Source organism: Microbacterium sp. ARD31 (assembly GCF_031844425.1).
Map to the genome: position 1 here is coordinate 21,128 of NZ_JAUZVE010000070.1, position 11,735 is coordinate 32,862.

At 71.8% G+C, this 11,735-nt stretch carries 7 protein-coding genes; 6 read left to right on the top strand and 1 reads right to left on the bottom strand.

Going from position 1 to position 11,735, the window contains the following annotated elements; all coding sequences use genetic code 11:
• Window positions 1–54 precede the first annotated feature (54 nt).
• The 5 genes from Q9S36_RS47515 (at window position 55) to Q9S36_RS47535 (ending at window position 9,169) form a co-directional block, all read left to right on the top strand.
• The gene (locus Q9S36_RS47515; protein WP_311291722.1) at window positions 55–2,682 is read left to right on the top strand and encodes a DNA translocase FtsK; all 2,628 of its coding nucleotides are present in this window, start codon (window positions 55–57) and stop codon (window positions 2,680–2,682) included.
• The gene (locus tag Q9S36_RS47520; RefSeq protein WP_311291723.1) at window positions 2,682–4,334 is read left to right on the top strand and encodes a helix-turn-helix domain-containing protein; all 1,653 of its coding nucleotides are present in this window, start codon (window positions 2,682–2,684) and stop codon (window positions 4,332–4,334) included. The genes Q9S36_RS47515 and Q9S36_RS47520 overlap by 1 nt, the downstream gene beginning before the upstream one ends.
• Window positions 4,335–4,516: 182 nt before the next feature.
• Entirely contained in the window at window positions 4,517–6,031 is a 1,515-nt protein-coding gene (gene rimO / locus Q9S36_RS47525; protein WP_311291724.1) for a 30S ribosomal protein S12 methylthiotransferase RimO, read from the top strand.
• Window positions 6,028–6,663, top strand: a complete 636-nt coding sequence (pgsA, locus tag Q9S36_RS47530) for a CDP-diacylglycerol--glycerol-3-phosphate 3-phosphatidyltransferase (protein ID WP_311291725.1) — start codon at window positions 6,028–6,030, stop codon at window positions 6,661–6,663. Before rimO ends, pgsA begins: the two co-directional genes overlap by 4 nt.
• A gap of 163 nt (window positions 6,664–6,826) precedes the next feature.
• Entirely contained in the window at window positions 6,827–9,169 is a 2,343-nt protein-coding gene (locus Q9S36_RS47535; protein ID WP_311291726.1) for a 5'-nucleotidase C-terminal domain-containing protein, read from the top strand.
• 91 nt (window positions 9,170–9,260) lie between these two features.
• Here Q9S36_RS47535 and Q9S36_RS47540 read toward each other — a convergent pair whose 3' ends face one another.
• On the bottom strand, window positions 9,261–11,063 hold the full coding sequence (locus Q9S36_RS47540) for a glycoside hydrolase family 15 protein (protein WP_311291727.1): 1,803 nt from the start codon (window positions 11,061–11,063) through the stop codon (window positions 9,261–9,263).
• An 18-nt stretch (window positions 11,064–11,081) separates the two neighbouring features.
• On the opposite strand from Q9S36_RS47540, the gene Q9S36_RS47545 reads away from it, so the two are divergent.
• On the top strand, window positions 11,082–11,606 hold the full coding sequence (locus Q9S36_RS47545) for a nicotinamide-nucleotide amidohydrolase family protein (protein WP_311291728.1): 525 nt from the start codon (window positions 11,082–11,084) through the stop codon (window positions 11,604–11,606).
• Window positions 11,607–11,735 lie beyond the last annotated feature (129 nt).

The following is an 11,735-nucleotide window of genomic DNA, read 5'->3' on the forward strand; positions in this document are numbered from 1 at the left end:
ACACGCACGTGTGTGATCCGTGTGGCTGGTGTGACTTGGCCGTAGGGTCGGAGCATGGCGACCCGTACGTCTTCCCCGCCGGGGTCGCGGAGCTCGAGCACGTCCTCCTCGCGCAGCAGGAGCAAGGGTTCGAGCACCCGATCACGGAGTACCAGCAAGCGCCCCAGCCCCGCGAAGGGCCGGAGCCGGTCGAGCGCGTCCTCGCGCCGTCCGGCACCGCGTGCCGTGCGCAACGGGCCCGGTCCCGTCGCGCGTGGCTTCGGGGCGCTCGGCCGCGGGGTCGCCGCCGTCTGGCTCGGCATCGCCCACGCCGTGGGCGCGGTCGCCCGCTCGATCGGGCAGTCGGCCCGCGACCTGGACCCCGAGCACCGTCGCGACGGCGTCGGGCTGTTCCTCTTCGGGCTCGCCACCGTCGTCGCGGCCGCCGTGTGGTGGCAGCTGCCCGGGGGAGTGATGGACTTCGCCCGCTCGGTGACGGCCGGTGCCGTCGGCAAGGTCGGCTGGTTCGTCCCGCTGTTCCTCGTCTACGCCGGCTGGCGGACGCTGCGCGACCCCGAGCGCAACGGGCCCGCCGGGCGCCAGGTGATCGGCTGGTCGGCCTTCACCCTCGGCCTGCTCGGCATCGTCCACATCGCCAACGGCAACCCGCAGCCGGTGCTCGGCGACGCCACCAACCTGCAGTCCGCGGGCGGCGCCGTCGGCTACGTCACCTCGAGCCTGCTGCTCGACCTGATGCAGACGTCGTACGTCGTCGTGCCGTTGCTGGTCCTGCTCGCCGCCTTCGGCGTCCTCATCATCACCGCGACGCCGGTCTACCAGATCCCGGTCAAGCTGGGAGCGCTGCGCGACAAGGCCCTGGGCCGTACGCCGGTCGACGAGGCCGCCGACGAGGAGCCCACCAAGCCGGTCCGCACCCGCCGCCGCTCGATGCTCGACGACGACATCGACCCGGAGATGGGCGACCCCGCCTACGACAGCCCGGTCCTCGCGGACCGTGAGCTCAGGAAGCGCCGCAAGAAGAAGGACGCGGAGCCGGTCGAGGACTACGGCATCGACCTGTTCGCCGACCCGATCGACCCCGCCGCCGCCGACGCGCCGACCGAGGTCACCCCCGCCGTCGCCGTCACGGGCGGCAAGGACGACACCGGCACGCTCGAGCCGCCGCCGCACACGCCGCTGCCGGCCCGCGTCGAGCAGCTCGCGCTCTCGGGCGACATCACCTACTCGCTGCCCGACAACTCCTCGCTCAAGCCCGGCTCGCCCCACAAGGCGCGGTCCAAGGCCAGCGACGCGGTCGTCGAGCGCCTGATGCAGGTCATGGACGAGTTCGGCATCGACGCGACCGTCACGGGCTACACCCGCGGCCCGACCGTCACCCGCTACGAGGTCGAGCTCGGCCCCGCGGTCAAGGTCGAGAAGGTCACGGCGCTGTCGAAGAACATCGCCTACGCGGTCGCCTCGGCCGACGTGCGCATCCTCAGCCCGATCCCGGGCAAGTCGGCCATCGGCATCGAGATCCCCAACACCGACAAGGAGATCGTCTCCCTCGGCGACGTGCTCCGATCCACCACGGCCCGCTCGGACCACCACCCGATGGTGGCCGGCCTCGGCAAGGACGTCGAGGGCGGCTTCGTCGTGGCCAACATGGCGAAGATGCCGCACCTTCTGGTCGCGGGTGCCACCGGCTCCGGAAAGTCGTCGTTCATCAACTCGCTGATCACCTCGATCCTGATGCGGGCGACGCCCGACGAGGTCCGGATGATCATGGTCGACCCCAAGCGGGTGGAGCTCAACGCCTACGAGGGCGTGCCGCACCTGATCACGCCGATCATCACCAACCCGAAGAAGGCCGCCGAGGCGCTGGCCTGGGTCGTGCGCGAGATGGACATGCGCTACGACGACCTGGCCAACTTCGGCTTCCGCCACATCGACGACTTCAACAAGGCGGTCCGGGCCGGCAAGGTCGAGGTGCCCGCGGGCAGCGAGCGCACCCTCACGCCGTACCCGTACCTCCTGGTCATCGTCGACGAGCTCGCGGACCTGATGATGGTCGCCCCGCGTGACGTCGAGGACTCGGTCGTGCGCATCACGCAGCTCGCGCGTGCGGCCGGCATCCACCTCGTGCTCGCCACGCAGCGCCCCTCCGTCGACGTGGTCACCGGCCTGATCAAGGCCAACGTGCCGTCGCGCCTCGCCTTCGCGACGAGCTCGCTGGGCGACAGCCGCGTCATCCTCGACCAGCCCGGCGCCGAGAAGCTGGTGGGTCAGGGTGACGGCCTGTTCCTGCCGATGGGCGCCTCCAAGCCGGTGCGCGTCCAGGGCTCGTGGGTCACCGAGGCCGAGATCCACCAGGTCGTCAAGCACTGCAAGGACCAGCTGGAGCCGACCTACGTCGAGGACGTCACGGCGCCCAAGGAGTCCAAGCGCGAGCTCGACGACGACATCGGCGACGACATGGAGCTCGTGGTGCAGGCCATCGAGCTCGTCGTCTCCACGCAGTTCGGCTCGACGTCGATGCTGCAGCGCAAGCTGCGCGTCGGCTTCGCCAAGGCCGGCCGGCTGATGGACATCCTGGAGAGCCGCGGGGTCGTCGGACCCAGCGAGGGCTCCAAGGCGCGTGACGTCCTGGTCAAGCCGGACGAGCTCGATTCCGTGATCGCCACGTTGGAGGGGGGAGCCTGATGAGCACGGCACTGAACGAGGACGAGGTCCTCGACGACCACACCGCGGGACCCGGGCCGGCCGTCGTCCCGGACCACGTCGAGGTACGCCGCCACGCGGGGATCGCCGCCGGCGTCGGGCTGACCGCCTCGGCGGTCGCCATCGCCTACCTCGGCCGGGCCACCCAGACCGGCGCCGTCCTGGACTGGGCGTTCGCGATCGGCATGGGCCTGCTGGGGGCCTACTGGCTCGCCGGCCTCGTCGACGCGCGCACCCCGCTCCTGGTCGCCGACGCGCAGGGCATCCGGATCCGGCTGGGCCGCGCCTGGCGCGGGCTGCCCTGGACGGCGGTCCACCACGTCGAGCACACCCCGCGCCGCGGCCTGCTCCGCGACGGGCGCCTGGTCGTGGTGCCGCACAACCTCGAGCTGATCGAGGCCGAGCTCACCGGTGCCGGCAAGCGGCACACCAGTTTCTCGCGGCTGCTCCACGGCGCCCCCTTCGCCGTGCCGCTGGGTCTGTCGACGCGTGTCGTCGGCGCCGACGGCGACCTGTCCGAGGCACTCGGCCGGGTGGCGCGCGACGCCAGCCAGATCGTCGTCCTCGAGCCCGAGGTGGCGGACGCGCCCATCGACGAGGTCGACGACGTCCGGGACGACGTCGACGGCGGCGCCGAGGCCGAGTCCGGTGCCCGGCCCGAGGTCGCCGAGACCGTCGTCGCCAGCCCGACGCCGGCCGCACTGCGCCAGTCGACGGCCGCCCGCCGCTCGGAGGTGCGGCGTGACTTCGTGGAGCCCGAGGACCTCGACGAGCTCGAGGGCCGCGAGCTGCGCCGCCCCGGCCGGGTGAGCCTGGTCGAGGAGAAGGAGACCTGGGGCGACCGCGTGCGCGCGATCGCGCGTCCCGGGGAGCCGGTCGAGCCGCTGGTGCTCGACGACTTCGAGGTCGAGCCCGCGGAGGACCCGGTCATCGGTCCCGAGCTGGCCGCCGCCCGCACCCGGCTCGGCCTGACGGTCGACCAGCTCGCCGAGCGCACCCGGATCCGCCCGCACGTGATCGAGGCCGTCGAGGTCGACGACTTCGAGCCGTGCGGCGGCGACTTCTACGCCCGCGGGCACCTGCGCACCCTGGCCCGGGTGCTCGGCGTCGACGTGAGCCCGCTGCTGGCGTCGTACGACGAGCGCTACGCCCACGCCCCGATCAACCCGCGCCGCGTCTTCGAGGCGGAGCTCGCGACCGGCGCGCACGGCTCGATCCGCGGCACCCGCGGCGGGCCGAACTGGTCGGTCCTGGTCGCCGTGGTGATGGCGCTGGTCCTGTGCTGGTCGATCGCCCGCCTCGTGATGGACACCCCACCCGAGCTGCGCGCCGCCCAGCCGGTGCTCAACGGCTCCGGCGGTCCGCAGGGCACCGGCGCCGCGCCCGTCGCCGACCCGGTCGCCGTCGTGGTGAGTGCGCCGTCCGGCGGCGCCCAGGTCATCGTGCGCGACGCCTCCGGCGAGATCGCCTTCAAGGGCGCGCTGGCCGTCGGCCAGACGCGCGAGCTCAAGGCGTCCCCGCCGGTGCGCGTGGACTCCACCGACGGTGCCGTCACCGTCTCCCTCGCCGGCGGCGAGGCGCGTGCCGTCGGCGAGCCCGGCGTCGCCGGGCAGGGGACCTTCGTCGCCGACTGACCCCTGCTCACCTCGTCCAGCGATCCCCGGCCAGCCGGGGATCGCTGGACCTGTCGGCCCGTGCAAGGCCTGACAAGTTCAGGAAGAGCCGGTCAGCCGGTGATCACTGGCGCCGGGTGAGAGGCCTCACCGTGTCGCGGGTGCGGGTGCTGGGGCGGTGACCCGGCATACTCACGGGTGCGATGACGACTGACACCGAGCTGCCCCCGACCCCGCTGAACGTCGCTGTGGTGACCCTCGGGTGTGCCCGCAACGAGGTCGACTCCGAGGAGCTGGCCGGCCGGCTGGAAGCGGGCGGGTTCGTGCTGGTCGAGGACCCGGAGGACGCCGACACCGTCGTGGTCAACACGTGCGGCTTCGTCGAGGCCGCCAAGAAGGACTCCGTCGACACGCTGCTCGAGGCCGCTGATCTCAAGGAGTCCGCGGGCCACGGCGGCAGGGCGCAGGCCGTCGTCGCCGTCGGCTGCCTCGCCGAGCGCTACGGCAAGGACCTCGCCGAGTCGCTGCCGGAGGCCGACGCGGTGCTCGGCTTCGACGACTACCCCGACATCGCCTCGAAGCTGCGCGCGATCGTCGGCGGCGAGACCCACCACCCGCACACGCCCTCGGACCGGCGGCGGCTCCTGCCGATCTCGCCCGTCGAGCGCGACGCGTCGGGGATCTCGGTGCCGGGGCACGACGCCGTCGCCGCCGACGTCAGCGAGATCGGCGCGGGTGCACCCGCGACCGGGCCCCGGGCCGTACGCCGTCGCCTCGACGCCGGCCCGATGGCGCCCCTCAAGCTGGCGAGCGGCTGCGACCGGCGCTGCACCTTCTGCGCCATCCCCAGCTTCCGCGGCTCCTTCGTGAGCCGCCGGCCCAGCGACGTCGTCGGCGAGGCGCAGTGGCTCGCCAAGCAGGGCGTCAAGGAGCTCTTCCTCGTCAGCGAGAACTCCACGTCCTACGGCAAGGACCTCGGCGACCTCCGCCTGCTCGAGACGCTGCTGCCGGAGCTGTCCGGCATCGACGGCATCGAGCGCGTGCGCGTCTCCTACCTCCAGCCCGCCGAGACCCGGCCGGGCCTGATCGAGGCGATCGCCACCACGCCGGGCGTCGTGCCGTACTTCGACCTCTCCTTCCAGCACGCGAGCGCGACCGTGCTGCGCCGGATGCGTCGCTTCGGCGACCCCGACAGCTTCCTGGGCCTGCTCGAGCAGATCCGCTCGCTCGCCCCGCTGGCCGGTGTGCGCTCCAACGTCATCGTCGGCTTCCCCGGCGAGACCGAGGAGGAGCTGCAGACCCTGTGCGACTTCCTCGAGGCGGCGCGCATGGACGTCACCGGTGTGTTCGGCTACTCCGACGAGGACGGCACCGAGGCTGCCGGCTTCGCCGACGAGCTCAAGCTCGACGAGGACGAGATCCGCAGCCGCACCGAGCACGTCACCGCCCTGGTCGAGGAGCTCAACGCCCAACGCGCCGAGGAGCGCGTCGGCGAGGAGGTCGTGGTGCTGGTCGAGTCGGTCGAGGGTGGCGACCACGGCGAGGTGGTCGTCGAGGGCCGCGCCGCCCACCAGGGCCCCGAGGTGGACGGTACGACGCTGCTCACCGGGGCCTACGGAGGACGGGTGGTCGCACGGGTCGGTGACCTGGTGACGGCGACCGTCACCGGCACCGACGGCGTCGACCTGATCGCGCGAGTGAACGGAGCTGGAGCATGAGCACGGACCCGATGAGCGCCGAGCAGCGCGAGGTGTCCAACTTCAACATCGCCAACGTGCTCACCACGCTGCGCATCGTGATGGTGCCGTTCTTCGGCTGGGCGCTGCTGCACGACGGCGGCGACGACCCGCTCTGGCGCTGGGTCGCGTTCGCGATCTTCGCCGTCGCGATGGTCACCGACAAGGTCGACGGCGACCTCGCCCGCAAGCACGACCTGATCACCGACTTCGGCAAGATCGCCGACCCGATCGCCGACAAGGCCATCACCGGGATGGCGCTCATCGGCCTGTCGCTGGTGGGCGACGTGTGGTGGTGGGTCACGATCGTGGTCCTGCTGCGCGAGTGGAGTGTCACGCTGCTGCGGCTCTCGGTCCTCAAGCAGGTGGTGATCCCGGCCGCGCAGAGCGGCAAGATCAAGACGGTCCTCCAGGCGCTCGCCCTGTCCGGCCTGATCTGGCCGCTGCCGCACGGCGACGCGCACGGCAACGCGTTCGACTTCTGGCCCGGGCCGCTGGGCGAGGTGCTGTTCTACGCCAGCCAGGTGCTGCTCGCCGGTGCCGTGGCGATGACGCTCTGGTCGGGCTGGGAGTTCGTCCGCGAGGTGCGCCGCCAGCGGGTGCGGCACACCTGAGGGACCGGGCGGCGAACACTGACCGAAAGGTCGGGAAAACCTACCTTGGTGGGGTCTTGTCGCGCACACGTGCGGTTAGGGTGACCGTCCAGTCATCCGACGAAAGGCACCAGAACTCGTGTCAGCATCACGATCCGGTCGCAGGTTCACCCTTGCGACGACCGTGACGGGACTGCTCGCCGCACCGCTCGCCGTCATCACCACGGCAGCTCCCGCGCACGCAGCCACCGTCGACGTCCAGATCCTCGCCACCAACGACTTCCACGGCCGCCTGGCCGATCGCCCGACCGGCTCGAACAACCCCGAGCCCATCGAGATCGCCTCGGTCATGTCCGGCGCCGTGAAGCAGCTGCGCGCGGCGAACCCCAACACTATCTTCGCCGCCGGCGGCGACATGATCGGCGCCTCGACGTTCGAGTCGTTCATCCAGCGCGACAAGCCCACGATCGACGTGCTCAACGAGGCCGGCCTGGACGTGTCGGCCGCCGGCAACCACGAGTTCGACGGTGGCTACAACGACCTGGTCAACCGGGTCATGAAGCCCGCGTCGGCGGCCAACCCCGAGGGCGGCGCCGAGTGGCAGTACCTCGCGGCCAACGTGCGCAAGAAGTCCGACGGCACACCGGCGCTCCCGGACGTCGAGGCGTCCCCGGGCACCTCTGACGGCGCGACCTGGATGACCACCACGACCGACGGCGTCGACGTCGGCTTCGTCGGCGCGGTCACCGAGGACCTCCCGTCGCTGGTGAGCCCGTCGGGCATCGCCGACCTCCAGGTCACCAGCATCATCGACGAGACCAACAAGGCGGCCGACGCCCTGAAGGCCGCCGGTGCCGACGTGGTCGTGCTGCTCGTGCACGAGGGCGCTCCGACCACCAAGCTCGAGGACGCCAGCACCAACGACAACGCGTTCAGCCGGATCGTCAAGGGCGTGGACTCCGACGTCAACGCGATCGTCTCGGGCCACACCCACCTCGCCTACAACCACTTCATCGGTGGCCGCCCGGTCGTCTCCGCCGGTCAGTACGGCGCGAACCTGAACCAGCTCGTCTTCACGGTCGACACCGACCCGGACGGCAACCCGGCGACCGACGACTCGACGGTCACCATCGACCCGAGCAAGCAGAAGATCCTGCCGATGTTCGGCAAGGACCCCGATGGCAGCAGCGGCCCCGCGGCGACGCCGCCGCTCTACCCCGTCGACGCTGCGACCAAGGCCCTCGTCGACGACGCGTTCACCAAGGCCAACGAGCTCGGCGCCAAGGTGCTGGGCAAGGTCGGCGGCGCGTTCAACCGGGCCAAGCTCGCCGACGGCAGCGAGAACCGCGGTGGGGAGTCGACCCTGGGCAACCTGGTGGCGGAGGTCCAGCGCTGGGCCACCGAGAGCCCCCTCACCGGCGCCGCACAGATCGCCTTCATGAACCCCGGCGGCCTGCGTGCCGACATGACCGGGGCCGCTGGGGGCTATCCGGCCAACCTCACCTACAAGCAGGCGGCAGTCGTCCAGCCGTTCGCGAACACCCTGGTCAACATGAAGATGACCGGAGCCCAGATCAAGACGGTCCTCGAGCAGCAGTGGCAGCGCGACGACAAGGGCAACGTGCCGCAGCGCCCGTTCCTGCGCCTGGGCACGTCCAAGGGCTTCTTCGCGACCTATGACCCGGCGAAGCCCGAGGGCAACCGCGTCACCAGCATGTCGCTCAACGGCAAGGCCATCGAGCCGGCCACGTCGTACTCGGTGACCGTGAACTCGTTCCTCGCCGGCGGTGGTGACAACTTCGTCGGCTTCCGGGCGGGCACCGCCCGGCGCGACACCGGCAAGGTCGACTTGCAGGCGATGGTCGACTACATGGCGGCGAAGGCTGCCACGACGCCGCTCACCGTCGACAAGGAGCAGCACCAGGTCGGCGTCAGCTGGCCCGCCAGTGCGCCGCGGTTCTACCGCATCGGCCAGGAGCTCAAGGTCAACCTCTCCTCGCTCGCCATGAGCACGGCAGCCGACGCCAAGGACGCCGCGCTCAACGTCAAGCTGGGCAACGCCACCCTCGACGCGGTCACGGTGGACAACACCATCGGCACCGACCCGTTCGACGAGTACGGCAAGGCTGCCGTCGCGCTCCGGCTCAAGGGCAAGGTGAAGACCGGCAAGCAGCTGCTGACCTTCACCGGCCCCACGACCGGTACGACGTTCTCCCTCCCGGTGGACGTCCGCAAGGGCAAGCCCGAGGTCACGGTCCGCGCCAAGCCCAAGCGCATCGTGGCCGGCAAGACCCGCGCCCGCATCAAGATCAAGGCCGAGGCGCTCGGCATCAAGACCGTGACCGGCAAGGTCGTGGTCAAGGTCGGCGGCAAGAAGTACACCGTCAAGCTCAAGAAGGGCAAGGCGGTCGTCAAGCTCGCGAAGTTCACCAAGGCCGGCAAGAAGCGGGTCGTGGTGAAGTACGCCGGCACCCGCAAGGTCCGCAGCAAGACCGCCGTGGTCAAGCTCAAGGTGCGTCGCGGCTGACGCTCCACCACGGGTGAGCACCACGGAGGCCCGGTCGTCGATCCCGACGGCCGGGCCTCTGTGCTGCTACGACAAGCGCTCAGGCCGGCGCTCAGGCCTTGGTGTCGGGGCGGTCGTCCTCCGGCGGCTGGCGCAGCGCCAGCGCGGCCTGCACCAGCGCGAGGTGGCTGAAGGCCTGGGGGAAGTTGCCGGCCATCCGCCCGTGAGCGGCGTCGTACTCCTCCGAGAGCAGGCCGACGTCGTTGGCCAGCCCGCAGAGCCGGTCCATCAGCGCCGTCGCCTCCGCCCGCCGCCCGGCCATCGCGAGGGCGGAGACCAGCCAGAACGAGCAGGCGAGGAACGGGTGCTCGTCCCCGGGCACGCCGTCGACGCCGGTCTGGGTGCGGTAGCGCAGCAGGAGCCCGTCGGACATCAGGTCCTCGGTGACCGCCGCGATCGTGCCCAGGACCCGCGGGTCGTCGGGCGGCAGGAAGCCGACGAGCGGGATGGTCAGCAGCGACGCGTCGACCTCCGTGGTGTCGTAGTGCTGGGTGAAGGTGCCGCGGCGGGTGTCGTACCCCTTCTCCAGGATCTCGTCGCGGACCCGGTCGCGCAGCTCGCGCCAACGCTCGACCGGACCGTCGAGCCCGTGCTCCTCGACCGCGCGGACCGCGCGGTCGAAGGCGACCCACACCATCACGCGCGAGTGCGTGAAGTGCCGCTGCGGGCCACGGATCTCCCAGAGCCCGTTGTCCGGCTCGTCCCAGTGCTCGGCCAGTTCGTCGACGAGGGAGCGCTGGAGCGACCAGGAGTTGTGCGTCTCGTGCAGGCCCGCCTGCCGGGTCAGCTCGAGCGCGATCATCACCTCGCCGAGCACGTCGTTCTGCCGCTGCGAGACCGCGCCGTTGCCGATCCGGACCGGGCGGCTGTCGGCGTAGCCGGGCAGGTGCGGCACCTCCCGCTCGGGCAGCTGCCGGCCGCCGTCGACGGTGTACATGATCTGCAGGTCGGCCGGGTCGCCGGCGACCGCGCGCAGCAGCCAGTCGCGCCACTCCAGCGCCTCGTCGTCGTAGCCCGCCCCGAGGAGGGACTCGAGCGTGAGCGCGGCGTCGCGCAACCAGCAGTAGCGGTAGTCCCAGTTGCGCTCGCCGCCGAAGTCCTCGGGCAGCGAGGTGGTCGGCGCGGCCACGATGCCGCCGGTCTCCGCGTGCGTCATCAGCAGCAGCGTGAGCAGGCTGCGACGCACCAGGTCGGCGTGCGGCACGTCGTCGGGAGCCTGCTCGGACCAGGCGCGCTGCTCGGCGGTGGTGGCGCGGATCCGCTCGTCGAAGCCGAGCGGCTCGGGCACGTCGCGCCACGAGCGGACCCAGGTCGTCGAGAAGGTGTGCTCCTCGCCCGCGGTCATCACGAACTCGTCGCTGTGGTGGCCGTCGTGCCCGTGGGGCAGGCGCGGACCGCGTAGGACGAGCTTGTCGGGCCCGGCGACGGCCACGACCACCTCGTCGCCGTGCGCATGCTCGCGGTGGACCCACGGCCGGACGAGGCCGTAGTCGGTGCGCACCACCCAGTCGTGACGGATGGTGACCGTGCCGCGCGTGCAGGTGAGGCGGCGTACGACGTCGGCGCGCCCGTCCCCGGTCGGCATCAGGTCGAGCAGCACCACCTCGCCGCCTTCGGTGGTGAACGTGGTCTCCAGGCATGCGGTGCCGTCGACGTACCGGCGCGTCGTGCGGACGACGTCGTCGGCCGGGGCGAGCAGCCAATGGCCGTTGTCCTCCGTGCCGAGCAGGGCCGCGAAGCACGCCGGCGAGTCGAAGCGCGGGAGGCAGAGCCAGTCGATCGATCCGTTCCTCCCGACGAGCGCGGCCGTGCCGCGGTCACCGATGAGGGCGTAGTCCTCGATGGGGAGTGCCATGCGGCTAGTCTCGCGGACGTGACCAACGAGTCGGCTGAGGCGCTGGCCTCGCGCGTGCTCGAGGTGCTCGCCGGGCGGGGTGAGTCCGTCGCCACCGCTGAGTCGCTGACCGGCGGCCTGCTGTCGGCGACGTTGACCGACGTGCCCGGCGCCTCCCGCAGCTTCGTGGGCGGCGTCGTGTCGTACGCCACGCGGGTCAAGGAGTCGCTGCTCGGCGTCCCCGCCGAGGTCGTGGCCCGGCACGGCGTGGTGTCGGGGGAGTGCGCCGCGGCGATGGCGACCGGGGTCCGGTCGGCCCTCGACGCGACCTGGGGCCTGGCGACGACCGGCGTCGCCGGACCGGACTCCCAGGAGGGGAAGCCGGTGGGCACCGTGTGGGTCGCCGTGGCCGGACCTCGTGGCACCGAGGTCCGCCGGCTCGCCCTGTCCGGCGACCGGAGGAGCATCCGGGAGGGCTCGTGCCGCGACGTGCTGGGCCTCCTCGCGGCGGTCCTTGACGGCGATCGGGCGATCCCCGCCCGGGAAGAACCGGGCCTCGGGTAGCGTTGGGCCTACGACTCCACTCGACACCCAGAGCAAGGACTTCGCGCATGGTGCTCTTCCGACGACTGCTCGGCGAGGTGCTGCGAGGCGCCCGGATGCAGCGCGGGATGACCCTGCGGGAGCTCTCGG